This window comes from Ensifer sp. B1-9, assembly GCF_050474445.1.
Taxonomy (GTDB): Bacteria; Pseudomonadota; Alphaproteobacteria; order Rhizobiales; family Rhizobiaceae; genus Ensifer.
The window spans coordinates 304,945-329,524 of the sequence record NZ_JBCHVG010000006.1; the positions used below are offsets into that span (position 1 = coordinate 304,945).

General features: G+C 61.5%; 23 protein-coding genes. 8 read left to right on the plus strand and 15 right to left on the minus strand.

Annotated elements, in window-relative coordinates; translation table 11 throughout:
- Positions 1-70: 70 nt before the first annotated feature.
- Positions 71-1,273, minus strand: a complete 1,203-nt coding sequence (chrA, locus tag ACQ5BM_RS13390; protein ID WP_429811708.1) for a chromate efflux transporter — start codon at positions 1,271-1,273, stop codon at positions 71-73.
- A gap of 197 nt (positions 1,274-1,470) precedes the next feature.
- Here chrA and ACQ5BM_RS13395 point away from each other — a divergent pair, with 197 nt between their 5' ends.
- Complete coding sequence (locus tag ACQ5BM_RS13395) at positions 1,471-1,686, plus strand: hypothetical protein (RefSeq protein ID WP_429811711.1); 216 nt, start codon at positions 1,471-1,473, stop codon at positions 1,684-1,686.
- A 219-nt stretch (positions 1,687-1,905) separates the two neighbouring features.
- Here the strand turns inward: ACQ5BM_RS13395 and ACQ5BM_RS13400 are convergent, their stop codons facing one another.
- From ACQ5BM_RS13400 to ACQ5BM_RS13445, 10 genes are all read right to left on the minus strand, one after another.
- Complete coding sequence (locus ACQ5BM_RS13400; RefSeq protein WP_429811714.1) at positions 1,906-3,315, minus strand: FAD-binding oxidoreductase; 1,410 nt, start codon at positions 3,313-3,315, stop codon at positions 1,906-1,908.
- Between the two features lie 56 nt (positions 3,316-3,371).
- Entirely contained in the window at positions 3,372-3,947 is a 576-nt protein-coding gene (gene gfa, locus ACQ5BM_RS13405; RefSeq protein ID WP_429811717.1) for an S-(hydroxymethyl)glutathione synthase, read from the minus strand.
- A 116-nt stretch (positions 3,948-4,063) separates the two neighbouring features.
- A complete protein-coding gene (locus ACQ5BM_RS13410; RefSeq protein WP_429811720.1) occupies positions 4,064-5,191 on the minus strand; it encodes an S-(hydroxymethyl)glutathione dehydrogenase/class III alcohol dehydrogenase in 1,128 nt (375 codons plus the stop codon).
- Between the two features lie 47 nt (positions 5,192-5,238).
- Positions 5,239-5,925, minus strand: a complete 687-nt coding sequence (locus tag ACQ5BM_RS13415; protein ID WP_429811723.1) for an ABC transporter permease — start codon at positions 5,923-5,925, stop codon at positions 5,239-5,241.
- A gap of 3 nt (positions 5,926-5,928) precedes the next feature.
- Positions 5,929-6,636 carry an ABC transporter permease gene (locus tag ACQ5BM_RS13420; RefSeq protein ID WP_429811726.1) on the minus strand — a complete coding sequence of 236 codons (708 nt, stop codon included), beginning with the start codon at positions 6,634-6,636 and terminating at the stop codon, positions 5,929-5,931.
- A gap of 90 nt (positions 6,637-6,726) precedes the next feature.
- Entirely contained in the window at positions 6,727-7,524 is a 798-nt protein-coding gene (locus ACQ5BM_RS13425) for a transporter substrate-binding domain-containing protein (protein WP_429811729.1), read from the minus strand.
- A gap of 77 nt (positions 7,525-7,601) precedes the next feature.
- A complete protein-coding gene (locus ACQ5BM_RS13430; protein ID WP_429811732.1) occupies positions 7,602-9,566 on the minus strand; it encodes a DUF2817 domain-containing protein in 1,965 nt (654 codons plus the stop codon).
- Between the two features lie 44 nt (positions 9,567-9,610).
- Positions 9,611-10,783, minus strand: coding sequence for a histidinol-phosphate transaminase (gene hisC, locus ACQ5BM_RS13435; protein ID WP_429811735.1), 1,173 nt, complete (start codon positions 10,781-10,783; stop codon positions 9,611-9,613).
- 17 nt (positions 10,784-10,800) lie between these two features.
- Complete coding sequence (locus ACQ5BM_RS13440) at positions 10,801-11,901, minus strand: FAD-binding oxidoreductase (protein ID WP_429811737.1); 1,101 nt, start codon at positions 11,899-11,901, stop codon at positions 10,801-10,803.
- A gap of 12 nt (positions 11,902-11,913) precedes the next feature.
- On the minus strand, positions 11,914-12,960 hold the full coding sequence (locus ACQ5BM_RS13445; RefSeq protein WP_429811739.1) for a Rieske 2Fe-2S domain-containing protein: 1,047 nt from the start codon (positions 12,958-12,960) through the stop codon (positions 11,914-11,916).
- 124 nt (positions 12,961-13,084) lie between these two features.
- Between ACQ5BM_RS13445 and ACQ5BM_RS13450 the strand changes: the two genes are divergently transcribed.
- The 3 genes from ACQ5BM_RS13450 to ACQ5BM_RS13460 all read left to right on the plus strand — a co-directional run bounded on the left by ACQ5BM_RS13450 (position 13,085) and on the right by ACQ5BM_RS13460 (position 17,735).
- Positions 13,085-14,017 carry a LysR family transcriptional regulator gene (locus tag ACQ5BM_RS13450; RefSeq protein WP_429811742.1) on the plus strand — a complete coding sequence of 311 codons (933 nt, stop codon included), beginning with the start codon at positions 13,085-13,087 and terminating at the stop codon, positions 14,015-14,017.
- Between the two features lie 344 nt (positions 14,018-14,361).
- Positions 14,362-16,965 (plus strand): SH3 domain-containing protein, encoded by a 2,604-nt coding sequence (locus ACQ5BM_RS13455; RefSeq protein ID WP_429811745.1) that lies wholly within the window; start codon positions 14,362-14,364, stop codon positions 16,963-16,965.
- A 344-nt stretch (positions 16,966-17,309) separates the two neighbouring features.
- Positions 17,310-17,735 (plus strand): plastocyanin/azurin family copper-binding protein, encoded by a 426-nt coding sequence (locus ACQ5BM_RS13460; protein WP_429812044.1) that lies wholly within the window; start codon positions 17,310-17,312, stop codon positions 17,733-17,735.
- A 332-nt stretch (positions 17,736-18,067) separates the two neighbouring features.
- Here ACQ5BM_RS13460 and ACQ5BM_RS13465 read toward each other — a convergent pair whose 3' ends face one another.
- Together ACQ5BM_RS13465 and ACQ5BM_RS13470 are read right to left on the minus strand one after the other, a co-directional pair.
- Positions 18,068-18,418, minus strand: a complete 351-nt coding sequence (locus ACQ5BM_RS13465) for a ribbon-helix-helix domain-containing protein (RefSeq protein WP_429811748.1) — start codon at positions 18,416-18,418, stop codon at positions 18,068-18,070.
- A gap of 23 nt (positions 18,419-18,441) precedes the next feature.
- Positions 18,442-19,038, minus strand: coding sequence for a DJ-1/PfpI family protein (locus tag ACQ5BM_RS13470; protein ID WP_429811751.1), 597 nt, complete (start codon positions 19,036-19,038; stop codon positions 18,442-18,444).
- Between the two features lie 310 nt (positions 19,039-19,348).
- Here ACQ5BM_RS13470 and ACQ5BM_RS13475 point away from each other — a divergent pair, with 310 nt between their 5' ends.
- A complete protein-coding gene (locus tag ACQ5BM_RS13475; RefSeq protein ID WP_429811754.1) occupies positions 19,349-19,843 on the plus strand; it encodes an NUDIX hydrolase in 495 nt (164 codons plus the stop codon).
- 24 nt (positions 19,844-19,867) lie between these two features.
- Here ACQ5BM_RS13475 and ACQ5BM_RS13480 read toward each other — a convergent pair whose 3' ends face one another.
- Together ACQ5BM_RS13480 and ACQ5BM_RS13485 are read right to left on the minus strand one after the other, a co-directional pair.
- Positions 19,868-20,140 carry a hypothetical protein gene (locus tag ACQ5BM_RS13480; protein ID WP_429811757.1) on the minus strand — a complete coding sequence of 91 codons (273 nt, stop codon included), beginning with the start codon at positions 20,138-20,140 and terminating at the stop codon, positions 19,868-19,870.
- A gap of 276 nt (positions 20,141-20,416) precedes the next feature.
- Positions 20,417-21,286 carry a DMT family transporter gene (locus ACQ5BM_RS13485; protein ID WP_429811760.1) on the minus strand — a complete coding sequence of 290 codons (870 nt, stop codon included), beginning with the start codon at positions 21,284-21,286 and terminating at the stop codon, positions 20,417-20,419.
- 321 nt (positions 21,287-21,607) lie between these two features.
- Between ACQ5BM_RS13485 and ACQ5BM_RS13490 the strand changes: the two genes are divergently transcribed.
- The 3 genes from ACQ5BM_RS13490 to ACQ5BM_RS13500 are packed head-to-tail and all read left to right on the plus strand — an operon-like array spanning position 21,608 to position 24,460.
- Positions 21,608-22,159, plus strand: a complete 552-nt coding sequence (locus ACQ5BM_RS13490) for a MaoC family dehydratase (protein WP_429811763.1) — start codon at positions 21,608-21,610, stop codon at positions 22,157-22,159.
- Between the two features lie 7 nt (positions 22,160-22,166).
- Complete coding sequence (locus tag ACQ5BM_RS13495) at positions 22,167-23,327, plus strand: CaiB/BaiF CoA transferase family protein (RefSeq protein WP_429811766.1); 1,161 nt, start codon at positions 22,167-22,169, stop codon at positions 23,325-23,327.
- A complete protein-coding gene (locus ACQ5BM_RS13500; RefSeq protein WP_429811769.1) occupies positions 23,324-24,460 on the plus strand; it encodes an ABC transporter substrate-binding protein in 1,137 nt (378 codons plus the stop codon). The genes ACQ5BM_RS13495 and ACQ5BM_RS13500 overlap by 4 nt, the downstream gene beginning before the upstream one ends.
- Positions 24,461-24,580 lie beyond the last annotated feature (120 nt).

Genomic DNA, 24,580 nt, shown 5'->3' on the forward strand with positions numbered 1-24,580 from the left:
CTTCTCGGAGATGAGACTGACACGGTTCTCCCACGCCAGAATAGCAGGCTCACAAGCGCTTCCGACGAACTCAGAGAAGCTGGAGCGACGCTCCGCCCATTGCGGTGACTACGACCACAATCCATGGCGGCGCTTTCCATACGACGAGCAGGATGAATGCCGCCAGGGCGAGCGCGAAGTCGTAGGGTTTCAAGACGGCGCTGGTCCAGACCGGGCTGTAAAGTGCCGCTGCCAAAATGCCGACCACGGCCGCGTTCGCGCCGCGCATCGCAGCCTGGGCAAGGGGCCGTTTGCGAAAACTATCCCAGAAGGGCAGAGCGCCGACGAGCAGCAGGAAGCCGGGCAGGAAAATCGCTACGAGGCAGATGCCCGCACCGAGAATGCCATTCGGTGCCGGTCCCATGACCGCGCCGAGATAGGCGGCAAAGGTGAAGAGGGGACCCGGTACTGCCTGTGCTGCGCCATAGCCTGCGAGGAAGGCATCATTCGAAACCCAACCGGGAGCGACCACTTCGGCCTGAAGCAACGGCAAGACCACATGTCCGCCGCCAAAGACGAGAGAACCTGATCGATAAAAGGCGTCGAACAGCGACCAACTCTGGGAAGCGGTTGCGATGATCGGCAGGACGCCAAGCAGAACGAGGAAAGCCACGAGACAGAGGATGCCGGCGGGGCGCGTGACGCGGAACGTCAGATGCGTGGATCCCGCGACCGGTCCGTTGCGGCACAGCAGGACCCCGGCGAGGGCGCCGAATGTGATCGCTGCGATTTGCCCGATGGCCCCCGCCGCAAACACGATGATCAATACGGCAGCAAGAGCGATGCTGGCACGCTCGCGATCCGGAGTGAGGTTCTTCGCCATACCCCATACAGCCTGTGCGACGACCGCTACGGCCACGATCTTCAGCCCGTGCAACAGGCCCGTTCCGATTGGACCGTCGAAGGCCGTCGCCGCCATTGCGAATACGATCAGCAGGAGGGCAGACGGCAGCGTGAACGCGGCCCAGGCGGCGAGTGCGCCGAGCGGCCCACCGCGCAGGAGTCCCAGAGCAAAACCGACCTGACTTGAGGCGGGACCGGGCAGAAACTGACAAAGCGCAACGAGATCGGCATAGCCGGCTTCATCGATCCACTTCCGGCGCACGACCAGTTCGTCTCGGAAGTAACCAAGATGAGCGATCGGCCCGCCGAACGATGTCAGACCAAGTTTCAAGAATGCCGCGAAGACTTCGCCTGGAGTGCCTCGATGGTCCCCGGTTACCTGTGCTTGCATTGCTTTCGCCGATGACTTCACCAACAACTCCTGGGTCATCTCGTTGACCAATTCCGGTGTCGCGAACCAATTGGCCGCGTCTTCGTGGCATCACTTCTCTGCCTCGATACCGGAACCGACGGTAGAGGCAATGGGTTGGGATTCATGCCGCCAAACGATGGCGGCCGATTGAAGCCGAAACCAAAGGAGAGCCTCTGATGGCCAGTGAAAGCGACAGCGAGCTTCGTCATCATACGCAAAAGATGCAAATGCGCCTGCAGGACACCATGGATCATCTGCGCGAAGATATCCTGAAGGTCGACGAGCCGCAGTTGAAGGCAATGTTCGAAACGGCGGCCGAGGTCCTGGGTGGTCTCAAGAAGGCGTTCAGCGACTACGAACAGAAGAACGAGGCAGCATGGCGGTCCCGCTAGAACGCGACCAGTGCCGCCAATGACACGCGCACGGTAATGCCCGCCCAGCATCAAGTCCTCGATCCTTGTCAAATCGGAGCCGAGATATTGCTGGCTTCGGTGACAGGCATGTGACTGCGACAGCTATGATGTGTCCATTGCCGGGCATCGGCATATCAGGAGCTTGCGGCGGCAGCCGGAGCATCGCGGCACGCAAATCCGAGAACCGGATGGCTCCTCCTAAAACGAACGCAGGCGCAGAACCTTGCCGGGATTGAGGACCGCGTCAGCGTCGAGCGTGTCCTTCACGCGATGCATCAGGGCCAGTTTCACCGGGCTCGAGGTATCCAACAGTTGCCCCACCCGTTTGATGCCGATGCCGTGCTCGGCCGAGAACGCCCCGCCGATCGAAACGATATCCCTGTACAGGATCGTCTCGACGGCTTTCGCCTTTTCGGCCGAAACATCGCTGCCGGCTGCGTTGAGAACGATGTGGAGATTTCCGTCGGCGAGGTGGCCGAACACGTAAGGGTCAAGCGTGGCATCCAGTTCCCTAAGATCCGCAAGGCAGCGGTCGAGATAGGCTCCGATTTCCGAAAGCGGGACCGAAACGTCATAGGATGGCGCATTCGCATGTTTTCGATAGATCAGGTCCGTGTCTTCACGCAGCCGCCAAAGATCCGCCTCCTGCGCGCCCGAGGAGGCGATCACCGCCGAGGCATCGGGATGGTCGGCGATGACGTCTTCGTAGATACGCTCCAGTTCCGATTGCAACGCTCCCTCTTCTGGTCCGCCCAGCGAGACCAGCAGGTTGAGCGCATGGTCGGGGCTGTAGTCCATGGCCGACCAGGCGTGATGGCCGGAGGTCAGGCGGAAATAGCTATTCCAGATCGCCTCCGCCGCACGCAGTTGACCGTACTCGGCATCGAGACCTCGACGGACAACCGCAAGCGCCGCATTCACCGACGGTAATCCGAACAGAACCGTGGCCGTGGCCGCGGGTTGCGGTTCGAGTTTGACCGCGATGCGCGTGACGATGCCGAGCGTACCTTCCGCCCCGACAAAGAGATGCTTCAGATCGTAGCCCGTGGCGTTTTTCACGACCCGTGTCATGTCCGAATAGATGGAACCGTCGGCAAGCACCGCCTCCAGACCGAGAATGCGATGCCGCATGACCCCGAAGCGAAAAGCTGCGATGCCGCCGGCATTCGTTGATGCCATGCCTCCGATCGTTGCCGACCCGCGCGACGGCAAATCGATCCCCGTTTCCAGTCGATGTTCGGCAGCCGCCGCTTGCAGCGCCTGCAGCGTCACGCCCGCCTCCACGACGGCAACGCGCTCGATCGGTGAAATCTGTAGAATTCGGTTGAGGCGCGCGGTTGAAAGCACCAGTTCGCCCGGCCTGGATACCGCGCCGCCGACGAGACCGGTTCGCCCTCCGTGGGTGACGAGCGGAACCCCGTTGGCGCGGCAACATTTGACGACTGCGGCGACCTCGTCGGTCGTTGTGGGGAACACGACTGCGCGAGCCCCCAGGTTGTCGGGCGAGACTCCGTGGTCGATCGTGGAGATGGCCTCTCCGTCCTTGAAGTTTCCGTCACCGACAATTTTGCGAATTTCGGCTTTGAACTCGGGCTTTAGGCAATCCATGCGATGCGACCTGCTGGTGGATGTCGGAAAATGTAGAGATGCTTGCGGCAGACCGCTCAGGCCGTCTTGAGCGCGCCGCTTTTCTTCGCCGTCCACGTGGCGATGTAGTCCATCAGACCGGGGTTGAGGCAGTCATAGGGCTCCATGCCCAGTTCGCGCAGCCGGGTACGCACGGCCTCCATCGCGGCCGGGTCATAGCCGCTCTCGATGATCGAGGAGACGAAGGCGGCAAAGCCCGGCTTTGCCCAGCCCGGTTCCTCGAAGCGTTCGGGATGTATGAAGGACAGCCCCTTGAACGGGTGATCGCGTTCGACCGGGCCATACATATGCACGCCGCAGTCCTGGCATGCATGGCGCCGGATCAGCGCCGTGGGGTCGACGATCGCGAGCTTGTCGCCGTTTTCGAGCACCGCGATCTTGTCCGTCGGCGCCACTGCGACAACGGAAAACACCGCCCCCTCGGGTTTCCAGCACTTCGTGCATCCGCACGCGTGGTTATGGGCGATGTCGCTTTGGACCCTGACCTTCACAGGTTTGCGCGCGCAATTGCAGACGAGCGTGCCGCCGGCAAAGGCGGCATCCGTCGCCTTGAAACCGCTATCGAGGGATGGATGGATGGCAAGACTGGGCATGGGCTTTTCCTCCTTTGGCCGGGGCCGAATGCCCGGTGGTTCATTGGTATCGCCGGCCGCCGGCGCGACGGTGCGAGACAGGCATTTTCCGTCTGCAGGCGGTGTTGGCCCCCGGTTCAGTAAAGCACGACCGAGCGGATGCTTTCGCCGGAATGCATCAGCTCGAAGCCCCTGTTGATGTCGTCGAGCGGCATCACGTGGGTGATCATCGGATCGATCTCGATCTTGCCCTGCATGTACCAGTCGACGATGGCAGGCACGTCGGTGCGGCCGCGGGCGCCGCCGAAGGCGGTGCCCATCCACTGACGGCCGGTGACCAGCTGGAACGGTCGGGTCGAGATCTCCTGGCCGGCGCCGGCGACGCCGATCACCACCGACTTGCCCCAGCCGCGGTGGGCCGATTCCAGCGCCTGGCGCATCACCTTGGTGTTGCCGGTGCAGTCGAAGGTGTAGTCGGCGCCGCCGATCAGGTCGCCATGGCGTTTCGTCATGTTGACGAGATAGGGCACGATGTCGTCGCCGACCTCCTTCGGGTTGACGAAGTGGGTCATGCCGAAGCGTTCGCCCCAGGCCTTCTTGTCGTTGTTGAGATCGACGCCGATGATCATGTCGGCACCGGCAAGCCTGAGGCCCTGGATGACGTTGAGGCCGATGCCGCCGAGACCGAAGACGATCGCGGTCGCGCCGATCTCCACCTTGGCCGTGTTGATGACCGCGCCGATGCCGGTGGTGACGCCGCAGCCGATGTAGCAGATCTTGTCGAAGGGCGCGTCCGGGTTGACCTTGGCAACGGCGATCTCCGGCAGCACCGTGTAGTTGGCGAAGGTCGAGCAGCCCATATAGTGGTGGATCTTGTCCTTGCCGATCGAGAAGCGCGAGGTGCCGTCGGGCATCAGGCCCTGGCCTTGCGTCGCGCGGATCGCGGTGCAGAGATTGGTCTTGCGGCTCAGGCAGGAATAGCACTCGCGGCACTCGGGCGTGTAGAGCGGGATGACGTGATCGCCCTTCTTCACGCTGGTGACGCCCGGGCCGACGTCGACGACGATGCCGGCGCCCTCATGGCCGAGGATCGCCGGGAACAGGCCCTCCGGGTCGGCGCCCGACAGGGTGAAGTCGTCGGTGTGGCAGAGGCCGGTGGCTTTGACCTCGATCAGCACCTCGCCGGCCCGCGGGCCGTCGAGCTGAACCGTCATGACCTCGAGCGGCTTGCCGGCCTGAACGGCAACGGCGGCGCGTACATCCATTTAATTTCTCTTTCTTCTGAAGTTTCCAAAGGTTTCAGGCGGCAAGCCTATCTGGGAAGGTAGCGTGTGAGACGGGCTTCCAGTAGCCGTACCAGCGTGATCAGCACCAGATTGATGAGCAGATAGAGCATGCCGGCGATGGCGAATATTTCGAGGATTGCGTAGGTCTGGCTCATCAGCCGCTTTGCATGGCCGGTGATCTCCAGGACGGTGATTGTCGAGGCCAGGCTCGTTCCCTTGACGACGAGCACAAGTTCGTTGCCGTAGGCTGGCAGCGCTTGCCGGATAGCGAGGGGAAACGTGATCCGGCGAAAGCGCAGAAGCCGCGACATGCCGCAGGCCTGCGCCGCTTCGACGAGCCCTCCCGGAATGGACATGAGGCCGCCGCGCAAGATCTCCGACGTATAGGCCGCGGTGTTGAGAGCGAGCGCCAGGACCGCGCAGTGAGCGCCGTCACCGATAATCCACCAGAGCACGGGGTTGTCCCGCACGAAGGAAAGCTGGCCGAGACCGTAGTAGAAGAGGAAGAGCTGTACGAGCAGCGGTGTGCCGCGGAAGACGGTGCTGTAGCCCTTGGCAAAGCCGCGGAGAGCCGCGTTCTTCGACAGGCGCATGACCGCAAGCGCCAGGCCGAGGCTAAAGCCGATGGCGACCGAGGCGATCGTCAGCACGGCGGTTAGCCACAGTCCCTTGGCAAGGGTCGGAACCGCGAGGAAAACGAGTTCGAAATCCATGACCTATTTCCTCGTGCGGGGGTGCAGCAGGCGTTCGATCCAGTCGAACCCACCCTGGCTGGCGAGCGTGATCGCGAGGTAGACGAGAGCTGCGATGAAATAGAAGATGAAGGGATGCCGGGTGGAGCCTGCCCCGACGAAGGCGGCACGCATCAATTCCTGCAAGCCGACCACCGAGACAAGTGCTGTGTCCTTGATCGTGGTCTGCCAGACATTGTTCATGCCCGGGACGGCAATTCGCAGCATCTGAGGGGCGATAATGCGGCGAAAGATGCGCCTGCCCGGAATCCCGAGCGCGCGTGCGGCCTCGATATGGCCGCCGGGAATGGCAGCCAGAGCACCGCGCACGACCTCCGTTGAATAGGCCCCCGATATCGCGGCGATCGCGACGACAGCGATGGTGAAGGCGTAACCGTTGCCAGCCAGCCCCTCGTAACCAAAGGCGGCGGCGACCTTGGCCACGAACTCGACGGAGGAGAAAAAGAGGAGATAGATGATCAGAAGTTCCGGCACGCCGCGCACGATAGACGTGTAGAAGTCCACGGCGAGCGTCAGCGGAAAAAGGCGTGCCCATTTTATCAGGCCACAGCCAACGCCGATGACGACGCCAAGGGTCATGCTCGCCAGACCGAGCGCGATGGTAATCGCTGCTCCGCGCAGGATTGCCGACACCCAGCCGCCTTCCCATACCTGCCAAAATCCAAGTTCCATCGAGATCCGCCTATCTTCGCATTCCTGTCGGATAACGCCCGGAGAAAGGCGCGACCTGTAGTCTCTCTTTCTCCGGGGATGCCGTTGCCGCTACTGGCAGGGACGGGAAATGTCCGTCTTGAACCAGGTCTGGCTTGCCTTGCCGATCGAGCCGTCGGCGACCAGCTCACAGAGCGCCTTGTCGATACGGGCCTTGAGTTCGGTGTTCTCCTGCGCGATGCCGACGCCGATGCCCTCGCCGAGCGTCGGGTCGAAGGTGCTCAACACCTTGACGTCAACGAACTGGAAGTCCTTGCCGTCGGGACGTGCCAGGAAGTCCTGCAGGGCGGATGCATCCGCAAATGCAGCCTCGACGCGGCCGCTGGCGAGGTCAATCTGCATCTGATCGAGCGTGTCATAGGTCTTCAGGACCGCGGATGAGGCCCGCTTTTCCATGAAATGCGCATGGGTCGTGCCAGCCTGGACGCCGACCGTGCGACCGTCGAGCGATGTCAGCAGCGTCTCGATGTCCTTGACGCCAGCAAGATCGGAATCCTTCTTCACCACGAACATGTTGGCGAGTTCCGCGTAGCCGACGGAGAAATTGATCTGCTTCTTGCGCTCGGCGGTAATCGACATGCCGGAAATGATGATGTCAAAACGCTTGGCCTTCAGCGCCGGAATGAGACCGTCGAAGGCCTGCACGACGAAATGGCACTTCATTTCCAGCTTGGCGCAGAGCAGGTTTCCGACATCGGCATCGAAGCCCGTGACGTTGCCGGCGGAGTCAGCCATGCTCCATGGCGGATATTCGCCCTCCGTGCCGATCGACAATTCGCCCTCGGCGGCGTGGGCCGCGGTGAGGCCGGCAGCGAAATACGTGGCGAGCAGTAGATTTTTCAGCTTCATGTTTTGGTTCCCCTTGCTGAGCATTCTTGTTGGCTCTCGTCCGGAGTGGTCCCCGGACGGGTGATGCCGGCGGAGCGTCAGAGCGTACGGGCCAGGAACTGGCGCATGCGTTCGGAGCGCGGGTTGGTAAAGACCTCCGCCGGGGCACCCTCTTCCTCAACCTTTCCCTGGTGGAGGAAGAGGATCTTGTGCGAGACCTCGCGTGCGAACTGCATTTCATGCGTCACGAGGATCATCGTATTTCCTTCTTCGGCCAGTTGCCGGATCACGCGCAGCACCTCGCCGACCAGTTCGGGATCGAGCGCCGAGGTCGGTTCGTCCAGCAGAATGAGCTTCGGGCGCATGGCGAGCGTGCGGGCGATAGCGGCGCGCTGTTGCTGCCCGCCGGACAACTGGCCGGGGTACTGGGCGTGCTTGTCGCTGAGACCGACCTTCTTCAGGAGGGCGTGCGCGTGGTCGATCGCTGCCTGGCGATTTTCCTTCAAGACATGCAGCGGCGCTTCGATGATGTTTTCGAGGACCGTCATGTGCGGCCAGAGGTTGAAGTTCTGGAACACCATGCCGACCCGCGAGCGGATGCGCTCGACTTGCTTCATGTCGGCCGGCGCAGCGCCGCCATCCGCCGTCTTCTTCATGCGGATTTCTTCGCCGTCGATGATGATGCGCCCGTCGTTCGGCTGCTCGAGCAGATTGATGCAGCGCAGGAAGGTGCTCTTTCCCGAACCGGAGGAGCCGATCATCGACACGACCTCGCCCGGTTGCGCTAAGATGTTGACGCCGTTGAGCACGGAGAGGGGCCCAAAGCGCTTGTGAATGTCGTGCACCTCGATGGCCGGCTTTTGGTGGAGCTTCGGGGCTCCAGCTTCGGGGTGGGGGACGACGGTCACAGCCGACGCGGCAGGAACGGGTTTTTCGGCTCCTGCGCCCCCGACTGCCTTGAGGTCCACAAAGGCGCGGTCGAAGTGGCTGAGCGAAGCCGCGAGACAGGTGCGCTGCCAGTGCGGATCTTCGGGAATGAAGGCTGCGCGCAGTGTCTCCTTGATCCTGTTGCCAAGCGGTGTGTCGATCTTGCCGAACAAATGAAGCCAGTTGTCCGCCTGAACCGCATCGGAGACGGTGGCGCCGTCCAGGGTCCCGCATTCGACGACCAGTGGCAGGACTCGCGCCTCAGGCAGTGCAGTTCGCACCGCGGCTGAGACGTAACCCGTCGCCGTCGCGGCAATACCGGTATCCGTCGTTGCATTCTCGCCGGTAAGGACGATCGAGAGGGCAGGACCGAAGATGCGCCGTCCCCATTCGAGACCCGCATGGTCATGCTCGGCAACGGAGAGAAGTGCGGGATAGCCATAGGGGCCGGCACCCGTGTGGAGGTCGAAAACGACGACCTCGGTCGCACGCTGCGCGAATGTCGACAGGATCTCGATAAGCGTGCGGTTGGACCAGACGGGACCGTCGCCGCCGTAGAACAGGCCGTCCGGGAAGTCGTACTGGCCGGCTTCCACGATCGGGGCGATGCCTGCATAGCCGCCGAGCCGCTGCTTCCAGGCGTCATAGGCTTCCGTTGCAGCATCACGCGCCGGCCCCTCCCAGGCCGGGCAAACGAGGGCATCGTGCAGGGCGGCATAGCGCTCGTTTTTCGGTGGACCCTTCGGCCAGTCGATGAAGTTGCGGTTGAGATCGACGTTGTCTTCGTTCACGCGGCGCGTCCAGGCCGTGCCCCAGGGGTTGATGAGGTGGATCGCCAGGATGGCGGTGTCGTCGGGGAGCTGCCAGGGCGAGTTCTGTGAAAGCCAGGCGGTCTGGCAGGCCGAGCCGAAGGGGCCCTCGACGCCATGCGTGCCGGAGATCAGCACCAGGAGCTTCTTCGCATCATCGCGTCCAAGATGGGCGACATCGGTCGCGAGACGCTCGCCGTTCGGGCCGTACAGCGGATGCAGATATTCGACCAGGCTCGCCCCGGCGGTCCGCGCGGCGGAGAGAAACCGGGTGCGCAGGGCCGAGAAATCGCCGGCGAAAAGGCCGGCAGGCGTTGATGGGGACATGCGGCTGGGCTCCCGGTTTATCTTGTAGAGACTTGCGTTTCCGCTCATTGTTCGTTCCCGTGGGGCTTGGCGCCCTTTGTTATGGATAAGGTTGAGAGGGCGCAGGCTTCAGCCCCCGGCGAAGCGCGAAGCGCCTCGAGGAAGCGGTCGTTCTCCGCAGGAGTGCCGATCGTTACGCGGATAAAGGTGTCGTAACCCTTCTCTTTCCACGGCTTGACGATGATGCCGCTCGACAGAAAGTGCTCCATCGCTGCTAGACTGTCCCGGCCGACGTCGATGAACAGGAAGTTGGTCTGTGATCTCGCTGACGAAAGTCCCATGGCGGCGACCGCATCGACGACCCGCGTTCGCTCCAGTTTCAACGCTGCAACCGAAGACGACATCCATGCTTCGTCCTCAAGTGCGGCGATGGCGGCGACCTGTGCGGCAGCATTGACGTTGAACGGCGTCTTGGCCGCTGCCACTGCGCGTGCAAGCCGCACATCGGACGTCACTGCGTATCCGACGCGCAGGCCCGCAAGGCCATAGGCTTTGGAAAAGGTTCGCAGCACTACCCAGGAGAGGTCCGTGGCGGAAAGCGTCGCAAGGCCGTCGGGCATGTCGTTGTCGATGAACTCGAAATAGGCCTCGTCCAGCACGAGGAGCGTTTGAGGCGTGACGGCCGCGAGAACGCGCTCCAGGCTCTCTCGGTCAAGTGCCGGGCCGACCGGATTGGAGGGGGAGGAAAGGAAGAAGATCGCCGGCGCCCGCTCGAGCATGGCGACGATTGCCGGTATGTCGAAGTTCAGGTCCGCCCGCATGGCGACCTTCTCGACTTTGGCGCCATTGGCCAGCGCTTCGATATCGTGCAGCCCGAAGCCGGGACAGACGGTCGCCACCAGGGCGCCCGGGCTAAGGACCGCGCGACAGACTGCGGCGATCATCTCCTCGGAACCGTTGCCGACGACGATGCGCTCACCGGCAACGCCGAGCTTCTGGCTGAGCGCCGCGCGGAGCGTCGTGCAGGCAGGATCGCAATAGCGTGAGGGATCGAGGTTCGCGAGTGCCGCTGCGACACGTGGCGAACAGCCGTGCGGATTCTCGTTGCTGGCGAGCGCTGCGATGTCTTGCCGACCGCTTTGCCGTCGCGCCGCGGCAATGTTCATGCCGGCATTGTACGGCGGCAGACCGGCCACGTGTGGATTGAGCGGGATTTCCGGTTGGAGCGTTTTCGTCACGGATCTTCCTTTAGCGGTCAGAGATCGAGCACGATCGAGGATTTCGGTCTGGAGCAGCACAGGAGCACCCGTCCCGGCGCCACCTCGTCGAGCGGGTCCTCGAAATAGTCGACTTCGCCGGAGACGAGGCCCTGTTCGCAACTCCCGCAGACCCCCGCCCTGCAGGAGAATTCGGGTTCGATGCCCTGTGCCTCGAGGAAGGCGAGGAGGGATTCGCTGCTGCCATCCCAGGTGAGCTCGTGCCCCGACTTCTGAAGGACGATGTGCAGGCCATCCTCCCCGGTGGTTGCCTCTGTCGTGCGCGTCGCGGGGGGCCGCGCTGTGGTTTGCTCCGTCTCCGAGAGGAGGCTCGCCGGCCCGAAGAATTCATAGGCGATGCGTTCCTTGCGCACCCCGAGGCTGGTCAGAATGCCGTAAAGGGCCCGCATGAAGGGCGGTGGCCCGCACATGTAGATGTCGTAGTCGTCGAGCGGAAGAAGGTCCTGAAGCGTGGCGCGCGTTAGGAAACCCGCGGAGTGACACCGGGCCGTCTCGAGGTCACCGCTTTCGGCGAAGCGGTAGCAGACGTGCAGGGTAATGCCGGGTCGCAGGGCGGCCAATTCCTCGATCTCCGCCCGCAGGGCATGGACCGCCGCGCTGTCGCAGGCGTGAATGAACCAGACGGGACGGTCGCTTTCGCGTGCCAGCACATCCAGCATCGAGACTGTTGGGGTCAAGCCGACGCCGCCGGAAAGAAGGACGACGGGGCGGGAGCTCGCCCTGTCGAGTTTGAATGCGCCGCGCGGCGGCTCGATCTCGATGACGGCGCCGGGCTCGATCTCGTCATGGAGCCAGCAGGAGCTCAATCCCCCGGGCACATCCTGCGTCGGTGCTGTCTCACGCTTCACGGTGATCCGATAGGTTCCCTCCTCGCGCGGGGAGGAGGAGACGGTATAGTTGCGCAGGACATGTCCGCCTTTGCGGTCGGGAACACGGATCGTCAGGAACTGTCCCGGCTCGAACGACCGCCAGTGATGGCGTTCAAGTGGGGCGAGACGGAAAGACGTGATGGTGGTGCTTTCGCGCACCTTCGAAACGACTTCGAAGGGGCGGAAGCGTGCAGCCGCGACATCGAGCATCCGGAAGAATTCCTATTCAGCCGCTGCGCTCGCCGGGCCGGCTTGCGTTTCGGCGGCAATCAGCTGGGCGAGCTTGCGCCGGAAGCGCATCGGACCGACGTCGATCTTCAGGTCGAGGTTCGGCGTCTGCATGTTGGCCATTCCCTGATGGACGGCCTCAAGCACCACGCGGTCTTCCTCGAAGGCGCCGCGCACGGATTTGGCAAAGCTCTCGGAGACCTTTGCGTCGTCGGCTGCGAAGTTGCGCATCTGGAACCAGTAGTATTTGGTCCGGTTTTCGTCGACCGGGGTCATGAAATTGTAGCTGTCCATGAGGAAGGTGTTCTCAGGAAGCGTGCGGCCTTCACCACCAGTATGGGCCGGCGCAAAGATCGCCTTGATGATCGCGTTGCTCGGATAACGCACCTCATAGTGCTGCTTGCGATCGGTGTTGCCCTCGAACTGCAGGAAAGGCGCATAGAACGGGGCCGGTTCCGAGTCGATCATCCAGCGCCAGACGGTAACGCCATCGTCCTTCACGGTCGTCTCAAGCGGCGTCTCCTCGCAGGCCGAGCTTGCGAAGGACGACTGGTGGACCCAGGCGACATGGGACGGGTCGAGCAAGTTGTCCGTCATGTAGAGGTAGTTGCAGTTCAGCGTCATCGACTCGCCGCGATTGATGCCCCAGGCGGGGTCGCCGAAATGCTCGACTTCGAAGATGTCCTTCGGATCCGCTTTCTCGGCATCTCCCATCCAGATCCAGAGCAGGCCGTAGCGCTCATGGACCGGGTAGGAACGTACCTTGGCGACATGCGGAATGCGCTCGGCGCCCGGCACGCGCGTGCAGGTTCCCGAACAGTCGAAGGTGAGCCCGTGGTAACCGCACTCCACGTCGTCACCCTTGATGCGCCCCATGGAGAGCGGCAGTTTTCGGTGGGGGCAGGCATCCTCGAGGGCGGCGGCCTGGCCGTCCAGCTTGCGATAAAGCACGATGTTTTCGCCGAGCATTGTTACGGGTTTCAGCGCGCGGTCCACCTCGTGATCCCAGGCGGCGACATACCAGGCATTCTTGAGAAACATTTCGCTCTCCTTGCGTTTTGTTAAGTGAATGTTCGACGTTTTTTCTGTGCCAACAAGTTGCCAGCGCCTGCGTTCTTTTTTAGAAAATCTAAATTGGAGAGACTGGCTGAAGGAGTGCTTTGCGATGCCGAACCCGTCCTTGCGCGGCTTGCAGGCCTTCGAGGCGATTGGACGATGCGGCTCGGTTAGTGCCGCCGCTGAAGATCTTGGCGTTTCGCCGGGCGCCGTCAGTCAGCTGGTCCGAAACCTGGAGCAGTGCCTTGGTCTGACCTTGCTGGAGCGACGCGGGCGGCGGGTTGAGCTGTCCTCCTGGGGGCGGCTGTACTATCGGGAAGTCGCAAAAGGCTTCCAGCAGCTTTCCCACGCCGCCAACGTGCTTACCCGTGCCAGGAACGAGACCAGCATCGTTCTAAGCGCCCTGACGTCGGTCGCGAACAAGTGGGTCAATCGCAAGATCTTCGACTGGCAATCGCTCTGTCCGGAATCGAGCGTGCGCATCCTCGGCCAGGAGCAGGAGCCCCGCATCGGTATCGAGCAGGTGGATTTCCGCATCACCTATGGGCGGCGCTCCCATGCCCACGAACACGTCGCAACGCTGTTCACCGACTGGGTGGTCCCGGCGTGCTCGCCCGCGCTGATTGCCGGACGCATTCTTGAATCGCCGCCCGACGTCCTCAAGTTTCCCCTCCTCAACGTGGAGTGGGAGGCGGACTACAAAGCGTCTCCGCAGTGGAGGGACTGGGCCGCTCTGGTGCACGCCGACGGCGGCAAGGTGTTCTCGGGCCTTTCCTTCACCCTGTCGAGCAGTGCCATCGACGCCGCCGTAAACGGCAGGGGGTTTGTTCTCGCGCAGGTTTCCATGATCAAGGATGAGATCGCATCCGGAACCTTGGTGGTTCCCTTTGACCTTCGCATGAAACTTCCTGAAAGCTATTACCTCGCCTGGGATCGGGCCGCTCTCGAAAAGCCGTTCGGGCAGAAATTTCACAAGTGGTTGGTCGGGGTCGCGAGACAACAGGAACTGCTCTCCGCTCCGCCCTCAGGCTCGGCCGCCTGACGGGCGGCACAAAGGGATCAGCGAGCCTGTACCCGGCGGCCCGACCGCGAGGGGAGCGGGCGATAATCGCGGCACGTCGACAGGCGCCTTTCGCGATGGCGAAAGGCATGCAGCGCAACTTCGATGGGGGCGGCCACTCAGGCAGACGCGAAGCACCCGTTCAACGTTCGGTTTAATTAGAAGTTGGCAGCGTTGCCAGTTGCACTCGTCATCGAATGTGCAATGATCCTGAAATTAAACGACTTTACCTGGCTGCGAGATGCGCTCGTCGCAGCGATCCGTTTCCGGTGACTCTTCCAGCGCACAGGGACTTCGAACACCTTAGACACTGAGGGAAAGTGATCATGCGTAGAATTCTTGCGTATCTGACGATCGCGTCGTTCGTCTCGACCTCTGCCTTTGCGGATCCAGCCGTCCTGACCGCAAATGTGAATTTCCGGGTGGGGCCGGGCACCGGATTTGACGCGATGCGCGTCATCCCTCAGGGCGAGGAAGTCGATATCAAGGAGTGTGATGCGGAAGCTTCCTGGTGCGCCGTAAGCTATTCCGGCGCGAATGGGTTCGTCGCGGGCAAATATCTCAACCAGTCCGATGCCACCGCGCCGGCCTGGCCAAGGGTGTTCAACACCGACAAGGGCGCGACGATCACTCTCTTTCAACCGCAGATAACGTCGTGGAAGGATTTCAAGGAGCTCGAGGCGCTCGTCGCCACCGAACTCAAATCCTCCGCCGACGCGAAACCGGTCTACGGGATCATCGGGCTTTCAGCCAAGACCACGGCTGACGATGCATCTGAAAACGTCACGCTGACCGATGTTCGCACCACGCGGCTCGATTTCTCCGCACTGGATCGCCAGCAGCTTGCCGATCTGGCGCTCGACATCGGCAAGCTCATTCCTACCGATCCGATCGTCGTGTCGCAGCAACGTCTGGCAGCAAGCCTTGCGGATTTCGAGCGGCTTGCGGACGTCCCAGATATCAAGGCCGATCCGCCACCGATCCTCGTCAGTGAAACGCCCGCGATCCTGTTGCAGACGGACGGCAAGGTCGTGACGGCTCCGGTCAAGGGCGTGGAGGGGCTGTCGTTCGTGGTCAATACGAACTGGGACCTGTTCAAGGTGGAACAGTCGGGCGACTACTATCTGCGAAGCGACAAGAACTGGCTCACCTCGAAGACGCTGGATACCGGTTGGGTGGAGGCGGAAACGGTACCGGATCTGTTTTCCAAACTGCCGGAAATCGAGAACTGGAAAGCGGTGAAAGCCTCGCTTCCGCCGACGCGCTTCGACGACAACAAGATCCCGAAGGTCTTTTATTCAGAGAAGCCAGCGGAGCTTTTGATCTTTGAAGAAAAGCCGGCCCTCGAACCGGTGGCGGGCACGGGGCTGGATTGGGTTTCCAACACGACCAGTTCGGTCTTTTTCCATCGGGCCAGCAAGACGTGGTACACGCTTCTCTCCGGACGGTGGTTTTCATCCGCTTCGCTCGAAGGACCCTGGCGTTTTGCCACGCCAGATCTGCCGGAAGATTTCCTGAACCTGCCCGACGACGAGACCTACTCGGCAGTGCGTGCTTCGATACCCGGCACGTCCGAAAGCGCGATGGCGCGTCTGAGAGCGAGCATCCCGAAGCTTGCACGGGTTTCCACCGATGGGTCGTTGAAGGTGGACGTGCACTATAATGGCGAGCCGAAGTTCGAGCCGATTGAAGGCACGTCTCTGTTTTATGCCGTCAATGCGAACGAGCAGGTCATCAAGGTGGCGGACAAGTATTTCGTCCTCAAGGATGGCATCTGGTTTGTGGGCGATACGCCGACCGGCCCCTTCGCCGTTGCGCGAGCCGTAGCCGATGAGATCTACACGATCCCATCGTCGTCCCCGGTCTATAATGCCACCTATGTCCGGGTTTACGACACCGAACCCGATGCTGTCTGGTACGGCTACACCCTCGGCTATCTCTATACCTATCTCGCCTGGGATACCGTTGTCTGGGGTTCGGGATGGTACTATCCGCCCTATTGGGACTACTACGACGACGATTGGCCCTACTATCCGCCTCCGATCAGCTATGGTTTTGGCGCTTCATACAACCCGGCTTACGGAACCTTCGGCCGCTATGGCTATGCCTATGGTCCCGAGCGGGGGTTGGCATTTGGTGCCGCCTACAATCCCGTGACTGGAACCCGGTTCCGCGCCGGAGCGGCGGCAGGACCCGTCGGCGAAAGAGGCTTCATCTCCGCCTACAATCCACGCACCGGCAACGCGATGGTCGCGCGCGGCGGACAGAATGTCTACGGTTCCTGGGGCAGCGTTGCCGTCAAGCACGGTGGGGAATTCGCACGCATCAGCGGCGGAACGACGGGCAGTGCCGGGGGTCTGCGCTGGCGCAACACGGAAGGCAACAAAGGATTCATCGTCGGCAGCAAGGGCGGTGACGTCTACGCCGGTCGCGACGGCAGCGTCTATCGTCGCCAGGACGGGCAGTGGCAGAAGCATACGCCGGATGGCTGGCAGCCCGTTCAGCGGCCGGAGGGAGAGAACCTCAGGAATTTCGGTCAGCGTGCAGCGTCCAACAGGCCAGAAGCCACACAACGCATTCAGAACAGGGTCGAGACGCGGCCGGCACCACGCCGCGACCAGCAGGTTCGTCAGCGTGCGCCGGATCATCTTTCCTTCGACCGGGCGGGACGACAGTTCGGCAACCAGAATGAGCTGAGCCGCAATTATGGGCGGCTCTATCAGGAGTCTGGCCGCAACTTCCAAAGTTTCAATGGTGGCGGCGGCTATCGCGGCGGTGGCTACGGCGGCGGTGGCGGTGGTCGCAGCTTCCATGGAGGCGGTGGTGGCGGACGCAGCTTCCATGGAGGGGGTGGTCGCGGTGGCGGAGCAGCCTTCCGCGGCGGCGGCGGCGGCGGAGGGGGCGGACGTGGCGGCGGCCGGGGCCGCTAAGCACGCGGAATCTGGCCACGACCCCTATTCGACAGGTCCGATATGACCAGGAGGCCACCGAGCGGAGTGTGGCTTCCAGCCAAGCAATGGCATGGCCGAACCGGATCCTTAAGAACCTTGGTGTGTTCGTAAAGCAGGCCGCCGGACAGCCAATAGACAGGGTGCGTTGCCTAGAACGACACCGGGGTCGGTCAGAATTGCCGATTGTTGGTTCCTGCCAATGGGCGGGGGCTGAACGCAGGCTCGCTTTCCTGCTGCGGGAAGAGCCCACCGGCAACAAGGCCAATCGGTCCCTCGACATGGCGCACTTCGCCAATAACGCCAGCAAAAAAGGGAAACTAAAAATGCGGTTCACCCAAAACAAGCTAGCAGTGCTTACTTTTATCTGCATGACGTCGCCCGCGTTTGCCGCGACGACCGTAAAAGTTGTCGAGAGCGGCGAGGCTGGCGGTTCGATGACGCTCACATTGGATCAAACGACCATCAAGGCCGGCGAGACGACCTTTATGGTCCACAACGACGCAATGACCGAAGAGCACGAGATGGTGCTGATCAAGCTGAAATCCGCCGACCAGAAAATCGATGTCGTCGCGGCCAAGCACCGTGTCAACGAGAAGCAGTTGAAGAGCCTTGGCGAAGTCTCCGACCTGAAGCCGGGGGCTGATGGCCAGATGAAGGCCAAGCTCACACCAGGCGCCTATGTCCTCCTGTGTAACATCAAGGGACACTTCGAAGCCGGCATGCACGCGATGCTGACGGTGACAAAGTAACTTCGCGTCTGCCGCGGTGATGGCCGATTGCACTGGCGGTCACCGCGGCGCGGGAAAGTCGTGGTCTCCCACGATCTGCTGCGCACCAGCCTTGCGGATGCGCGGCGACAAGCGAAGTGACGATTGCTGCGCAGACCACCCACGACGTCGCCGTCGATTATTACAAACAGAGCTTCGGCACGATCACTGACGTCAGCATTCCCCGGACCGCGCTGCTGCAGGCAAAGGTCGCGAGGGCCACCGCTTACAGCGATACACTTGTCGCTGCAGCAAGCACTCGCTTCCAGCGTGCGATGGTGGTCGCCGGCCTTCACCCGTCGCTGGCCGTTGGCTCAGTGATATTTTTCCTGCTCGCGAATGAGGATCGCCGGAGCGTTCAGCCCGGCGATCGGTTGGTTGACATCCATTGGGATGTCTCCCGTCAGTTGAAGGTCGAGATAGCGTGCGCAGCAGACCCTCAGGAACGAGGTGAAGTTCCCCAGATCGTGGCCGGCATCAATGGACTCGTGATGCAGCTTGGTTATCAACTGCGTGACGTTCATGCGATCGCGGTGTGCGATTTCCTCGAGCTTCGACCAGAAGAAATTCTCCAGCCGAACGCTTGTCACCATGCCATCGATGCGTAGCGAACGGGTCGTACTTTCCCAGAGCCTTGCGTCCGCCTTTATAAACAACTCGCACATCGCGACCTCCCTTGCCGGCTTCCTCAGGCGGCGTCTGTTTGTAACAGGGCCGAAGCGTCCAGCACAGTCATGAACTGCCGCAGCCACGACGGGTGCGCCGGCCATGCCGGGGCGGTGACGAGGTTGCCGTCTGAGACCGCATCATCGATTGCGATATCGGCATAGATGCCGCCGGCGAGTTCGACTTCCGGACGGCAAGCGGGATAGGCCGAGCATGTGCGCCCCTTCAGCACGCCGGCTGCGGCGAGAAGCTGGGCGCCGTGGCAGATGGCCGCCACCGGCTTTCCGGCTTCGAAGAAGTGCTGGACAGCCTTGATGACATCGGAGTTGAGGCGCAGATATTCCGGCGCGCGGCCACCGGGGATGACAAGCGCATCGTAATCCTCGGCACGAATGTTGGAGAAGGTGGCGTTGAGCGTAAAGTTGTGGCCGCGCTTTTCCGAGTAGGTCTGGTCGCCGTCGAAATCATGGATCGCGGTCGCGACCGTATCTCCGGCCTTTTTGCCGGGACAGGCGGCATGGACGGTGTACCCGCAGGCCAGCAGCGTCTGAAACGGGACCATCGTTTCATAGTCTTCGGTGAAGTCACCGGTGATCATCAGTATTTTCGAAGCCGTCATGTGTTCCTCCCAAAACCAACGGGAGGAGCTTAGCAGGGCAGGCGAGCCAGTAGGTACTAACGGAATACTACAGCGAAATTTCCGGGCAGGTTCGAGTGGCAGCAAAGCACTGAGACACTCAAGGCTGAGCGCGTCATGCAAACCTTGCGAGGAACTTGAGGTGCGACGTCTGGTTGAAAGCAGATGGTAGAAGGCGCAACGATCACGTCTCCCTCGTTTCATTTTCAATCGCTCATTGCGAGACGGACCTTCACAAATCTGTCATAAACGAAGGCAAACTTCTGGTTACAATCCGTCGGAACCAAGAAATATGTCCGAGCAATTCTCGCCGGTATGCGAAGCGCTGTCACCAAATGCTGCGCGTTCAGTGACCTGCGTCCAGCAGGCAGGCGCGATTTGTTTTCGACCTTCTGCAGATAGCTTTCCTGAGGTGCTGCTTGTCGCGAGTCGGCGTAATGGCCGCTGGGGAATCCCAAAAGGCCGTATAGAGGCAGGAGAGACGTCGCGCGCCGCTGCGGCGCGCGAAGCGATGGAAGAGGCGGGTGTTCGAGGCAGAGTATCGATCGGCGCCGTTGGCTCATTCCTTTACACAAAGGATGGTATTGACCTGAGCTACCACCTCAGCGTGCATCTACTCGAAGTCCACGAAACTTTTTCGGACTTTCCAGAGAGGCAAAGCCGGAGACTGCTGTGGGCGCCATTTGAAACTGCGGTCCGAGAAGTCTTTCACCCAAAGCTTCGCGAACTGCTGCTGGTCGCTGGAGACAAAGGGCTGCCTGTCGGGTTTGAACGCGAGGCCTGGTAGGTCTACCAGCCTGGGGCACGGAATTCAGTTTGCGGCTTTCGCTCTTTGCAGGAGAACCTGCATCTCCTGAAATCGTCTCTTGCGCTCGGGATCGTCCTCATCGGCAGCGTAGCAAATGCGTGAAACGCAGAAGCGCAGGATCCTCTTCGGCGCGTTCGCGTTGTCGAACTCGCAATCAAAGGTGTCCGTCATATCTGCCTTCTTGATGTCGGCTCTTTCGGAATATTTAAAGCGAGCGCCGGGCGGCTCAATCTCGGGAAAGGATTGCACCACGCCGACATTGAGGGCGTCGACCATGAAGAAGTTCTTGGCGACAGCCATGCAAGTCGACTCGAGGGAGGGGCTCTGCGCGTAGGCAGGACCTGCCGCGATACACAGGACTGGGAGAAGCCATTTCATCGCATACTCCATCCGCACAGGAGCCTCTGGTGTCGGCTCGCGCTGCTCCGACAACACGGGAAGGTGGAAATAGTTCCGCTGCGTAGCACTTAAAGCGTTGGTGCCGCTGTGATACCTGGATCCCACATCCAACTGGGATAGCAAACAGCGCGAGTTCTCGGGAGCAGGATCAGCCTATGACCGCTTTGCCAATTGGTGTTCGCGCCAGATCGTGAAAAGGCCCGCACCGACGACGATGAGGGCGCCGACGATCATGTTGTACGTGATCGCTTCACCAAACAACAGGACGGCAAACATCACGTTGAGAACCAGCTGAAAATAGGTGACCGGCTGAACCTCCGCTGCAGGCAGCAAGCCGTAGGCCCGGATGAGGAAGTAGTGGCTGAGAGTGCCGCAGACGCAAAGTGCTGCCAAAGCGATCCAATCGGAGGGCACGACTTCGCTCCAGTAGAAAGGACCTATCAACGAGATCGCGATTGCTCCGACGACTCCCGCATAAAAAAGACTCGTCACCGCCGAATCCTCGCGGCTGACTGCACGCGTGGCGATGCTGTAAAGCGCGAACAGCACGGAGGCGACAAGCGGCAGCAGAAGCGAGATGTCGAAGTGAACGTCCACCGGATTGATGATCACCAGAACGCCGACCAGACCAACCAGCACCGCAGTCCCACGCCGCCATCCGACCACCTCTCCGAGAAGAGGTATCGATAGGATGGTGATGATCAGTGGTGTGGCCTGAAAGATCGACTGGCTCATCGCGAGCCCGGCGTGAACATAGGAAAAAACGATGACGACGATCTCCGCGACCAGCAGAAGGCCGCGGACAAGTTGCAGCCAGGGATGTCGCGTTTGAACGGATCCCCGAATGCCCTTCGGCGACGACGCCGCAAACGCAAATACGAAGAGCGCGAACGCCCAGAAGCGGATCATCGTTATGAAGAGCGCCGGATAACGATCACCCAGATACTTGGTTATCGCGTCCTGGCTCGCGAAGATGCAGATGGCGAGGAAGGCAAACAGATAGCCGCGGGTCTTCAGACTCATCACACTGTAAACTCAGAATCATTCGCCACTTGATTAGCATAGTCTTTTCACAGGTGCTCGAACCAAACGATGGTCGCTCAGCCGCCGCCTGCCAACACTTTCCACCCTGGGTTCGGGCTGCGCGTCATGGTGACATGGCGCGCGTGACTCTGTGCCGATCTGAATGGCGTCCTCTGCCCGTTCCGAATCTCTTGCATTATCAATCCATATGTGAGTAGTGTATTCATATAAGAAGAAATTGATTTCGGCTGCTGAGCGCTCTGGGCGTCGGTACCGGGAAATCAACGACTGACTTAACTTTTGCTGCGCAAGGGTCTTCTCATGCATGAATTCACACCCACCGTCGGGGTTGCCTCGACGCATCCGACGGACATGCCCCAAGACCATGCCGCCCTGCCGGTGTGGAATGCCGAGAACTGGTTTTATGAAGATTGGCCCGTGGGCCAGCGCATCCGGTCCTTGCGCCGGACGATCGCCGAGGGGGACAGCCATCTGTTCAACACGCTGGTCGTCGACATTCACCCTTATGTCCAGGACCAGATGTTTGCCGAGCGCGACGGCATGTTTGGCCGCCGCCTTGTTGCCGGCGCCTTCGTGTTCTCCGCCGGTCTCGGGCTCGTTGCGACCAACTGCGTCAACGCCTTTTCCTATGGCTACGACAAGTTGCGTTTCATCAAGCCGGTCTTCATCGGCGACACGATCTACACAATACGGACCAACATGGACAAAACGCCCCGCTACAAGGAGCTCGGGCTCATTCGGGCCAGCTACCAGGTGTTCAAGGGCGAGGGGGAGCTGGTGCTCTATTGCGAGCACTTGCAGACGGTGAAGTACAAGAACCCGGCCGACTTCGTCGGTAAGACCGAGAAATAGGATACCGATGACGGAAACAAACGAACTGCCGCTCGCCGGCCTTGTCGTGGTCGACATGAGCCAGTTTCTCTCAGGCCCCTATTGCTCCTTGCGCCTCATGGATCTTGGAGCGCGGGTGATCAAGATCGAACGTCCCGATGGTGGTGACCTGTCGCGCCGGCTCTATCTGAGCGATACCGAGATCGGCGGGGACTCCACGATCTTCCATGCCATCAACCGCGCCAAGGAAAGTCTCGCGATCGACCTTAAGAACGAGGCGGACCTTACCGCCTTGAAGGCGCTCCTTGCCAAGGCCGACGTCCTGATCCAGAATTTCCGCCCTGGGGTCATCCAGCGTCTCGGGCTCGACTACGAGGCGGTCAAAGCCATCAATCCGAAGATTGTCTATGCCTCAATCAGCGGCTACGGCGAAGAGGGCCCCTGGGTGAGGCGGCCGGGACAGGACCTGCTGGCGCAATCCCGTTCGGGCGTCATGTGGCTGAACGGCGATGAGGGGCAGGGGCCGGTTCCCTTCGGCCTGGCGATCGGCGACATGCTCGCGGGCGCTGCTGCGGCTCAAGGCATCCTCGCGGCACTTGTTCGCCGCGGTATCAGCGGCAGGGGCAGCCTGATCGAGACAAGCCTTCTCGAGGCACTCGTCGACTTCCAGTTCGAAGTGCTAACGACGCATCTGAACGATGGCCGCCGGCTGCCGGCACGATCCGGCTTCCGCAGCGCCCATGCCTACCTCTCCGCGCCCTACGGCGTCTATCCGGCCAAGGACGGCTATCTCGCCATCGCCATGACGCCGATCCCGAAGCTCGCGGATCTCCTGGAAATGCCGGAACTGGAAATCTATCGCGACGATCCGGCATCCTGGTTCTCCGAAAGGGACAGGATCAAGGCGATGATCGCCAACCGGATCGCCGAAAACACCATCGACCATTGGCTTGGCGTGCTCGAACCCGCCGACATCTGGTGCGCGCGCGTTCTCAACTGGAACGAATTGCTTGAAAGCGAAGGCTTCCGCGTGCTCGACATGCTGCAGACAGTTGTGCGGGAGGACGACGTCTCGATCCTGACCACGCGCTCGCCGCTTAGGGTCAACGGTAAGCGCGCCCGGGTGGATCGCGCCGCACCACGCATCGGCGAGCATAGTGCGGCGATCCGAGAGGAGTTCGGCCTGTGAGCATCACGTTGAAAGGTATGACCTGGAGCCACCCGCGCGGCTACGATCCGATGATCGCCTGTTCGCGGCTATGGCAGGAGCGAACAGGTGTTGAGGTCCATTGGGAGAAGCGCTCGCTGCAGGATTTCGAGACCTATCCGGTCGACGAACTGGCCCGGGCCTATGACCTCATCGTCATCGACCATCCGCATGTCGGCCAGATCACCAAGGAGAAGTGCCTGGCGCCGCTCGATGTGGAAGGTCGCGAAACGGAACGGCGGGCGCTTGCGGATGCGAGCGTCGGACGCTCCTATCCGAGCTACACATGGCAGGGCAGACAATGGGCTTTTCCGATTGACGCGGCGGCCCAGGTCCAGGCCTGGCGACCGGACCGCACGGACCGTGCGGAAAGTTGGACCGAGATGCTGGCGCTTGCTCGCCACGGGAAGGTGGCGCTGCCGATGCGGCCGCCGCATTCACTGATGTGCTTCTACACGCTTTCGGCCAATCTCGGTCATGCCTGCCGTGGCGACGGGGTGGGTCAGCTGATCGACGTCGATGCCGGAATCGCCGCCTTCGAACGTCTGCGCGAATTGACGGATCTGATCGATCCGGCCTGCTTCTCGATGGATCCGATTGCCGTGCTGGAAGCCATGAGCGATCCCGCTTCGAAGCTCGTCTCCACGCCACTGATCTACGGCTATGTCAGCTACGCCATGCCGGGATTCCGGCCGTCTCTCGTGAAGTTCGGCGATATTCCGGTCGCCGGGAGCAATGGCCATTCCGGTTCCGCCCTGGGCGGAACGGGGATCGCGGTCTCGGCCTTCTCGCAATCGCAAGAGGCCGCGATCGACTTCGCCTATTTCGTCGCCAGCGGCGAGGTTCAGCTCGGTGCCTATGCCGGACGCGGAGGGCAGCCCGGCCATGCGGCGGCTTGGGACGACGACGGCGTCAATGCCGCGACCTCGGATTTTTATCGCGCCACGCGCAAGACGCTGGAGATGGCCTGGGTTCGTCCGCGCCATGATGGCTACATGGCCTTTCAGCAGGCGGCTTCGGATCGCATCAATGACGGTCTCCTGCGCAAGGATGCTGCACGAAAGATCGTGGAAGACCTCAACCGACTTTTTGAAGCGAGCTTTGCCCCCGTTTGACCAGCCGGAGAGCGCTGCCCGCGCCGGGCGGTAGCGGCTTCGATCCAGGGGAATGAGGGGCGAGACATACCGGCTGGATGCGGCAACCGAAATCTGCGCCACCGATCGCAGGCGCGCGTT

What these genes read in the sequence shown, in the direction of transcription:
- ACQ5BM_RS13455 (WP_429811745.1), top strand. Translation starts at nt 14,362, where the DNA reads ATGCGTAGAATTCTTGCGTATCTGACGATCGCGTCGTTCGTCTCGACC.
- ACQ5BM_RS13425 (WP_429811729.1), bottom strand. Translation starts at nt 7,524, where the DNA reads ATGAAGCTGAAAAATCTACTGCTCGCCACGTATTTCGCTGCCGGCCTC.
- ACQ5BM_RS13430 (WP_429811732.1), bottom strand. Translation starts at nt 9,566, where the DNA reads ATGTCCCCATCAACGCCTGCCGGCCTTTTCGCCGGCGATTTCTCGGCC.
- ACQ5BM_RS13485 (WP_429811760.1), bottom strand. Translation starts at nt 21,286, where the DNA reads ATGAGTCTGAAGACCCGCGGCTATCTGTTTGCCTTCCTCGCCATCTGC.
- ACQ5BM_RS13415 (WP_429811723.1), bottom strand. Translation starts at nt 5,925, where the DNA reads ATGGATTTCGAACTCGTTTTCCTCGCGGTTCCGACCCTTGCCAAGGGA.
- gfa (WP_429811717.1), bottom strand. Translation starts at nt 3,947, where the DNA reads ATGCCCAGTCTTGCCATCCATCCATCCCTCGATAGCGGTTTCAAGGCG.
- ACQ5BM_RS13480 (WP_429811757.1), bottom strand. Translation starts at nt 20,140, where the DNA reads ATGGTCGACGCCCTCAATGTCGGCGTGGTGCAATCCTTTCCCGAGATT.
- ACQ5BM_RS13440 (WP_429811737.1), bottom strand. Translation starts at nt 11,901, where the DNA reads ATGCTCGATGTCGCGGCTGCACGCTTCCGCCCCTTCGAAGTCGTTTCG.
- ACQ5BM_RS13495 (WP_429811766.1), top strand. Translation starts at nt 22,167, where the DNA reads ATGACGGAAACAAACGAACTGCCGCTCGCCGGCCTTGTCGTGGTCGAC.
- ACQ5BM_RS13410 (WP_429811720.1), bottom strand. Translation starts at nt 5,191, where the DNA reads ATGGATGTACGCGCCGCCGTTGCCGTTCAGGCCGGCAAGCCGCTCGAG.
- ACQ5BM_RS13460 (WP_429812044.1), top strand. Translation starts at nt 17,310, where the DNA reads ATGCGGTTCACCCAAAACAAGCTAGCAGTGCTTACTTTTATCTGCATG.
- ACQ5BM_RS13420 (WP_429811726.1), bottom strand. Translation starts at nt 6,636, where the DNA reads ATGGAACTTGGATTTTGGCAGGTATGGGAAGGCGGCTGGGTGTCGGCA.
- ACQ5BM_RS13490 (WP_429811763.1), top strand. Translation starts at nt 21,608, where the DNA reads ATGCATGAATTCACACCCACCGTCGGGGTTGCCTCGACGCATCCGACG.
- ACQ5BM_RS13470 (WP_429811751.1), bottom strand. Translation starts at nt 19,038, where the DNA reads ATGACGGCTTCGAAAATACTGATGATCACCGGTGACTTCACCGAAGAC.
- ACQ5BM_RS13395 (WP_429811711.1), top strand. Translation starts at nt 1,471, where the DNA reads ATGGCCAGTGAAAGCGACAGCGAGCTTCGTCATCATACGCAAAAGATG.
- chrA (WP_429811708.1), bottom strand. Translation starts at nt 1,273, where the DNA reads ATGCAAGCACAGGTAACCGGGGACCATCGAGGCACTCCAGGCGAAGTC.
- ACQ5BM_RS13450 (WP_429811742.1), top strand. Translation starts at nt 13,085, where the DNA reads ATGCCGAACCCGTCCTTGCGCGGCTTGCAGGCCTTCGAGGCGATTGGA.
- ACQ5BM_RS13475 (WP_429811754.1), top strand. Translation starts at nt 19,349, where the DNA reads ATGTCCGAGCAATTCTCGCCGGTATGCGAAGCGCTGTCACCAAATGCT.
- ACQ5BM_RS13445 (WP_429811739.1), bottom strand. Translation starts at nt 12,960, where the DNA reads ATGTTTCTCAAGAATGCCTGGTATGTCGCCGCCTGGGATCACGAGGTG.
- ACQ5BM_RS13400 (WP_429811714.1), bottom strand. Translation starts at nt 3,315, where the DNA reads ATGGATTGCCTAAAGCCCGAGTTCAAAGCCGAAATTCGCAAAATTGTC.
- ACQ5BM_RS13465 (WP_429811748.1), bottom strand. Translation starts at nt 18,418, where the DNA reads ATGTGCGAGTTGTTTATAAAGGCGGACGCAAGGCTCTGGGAAAGTACG.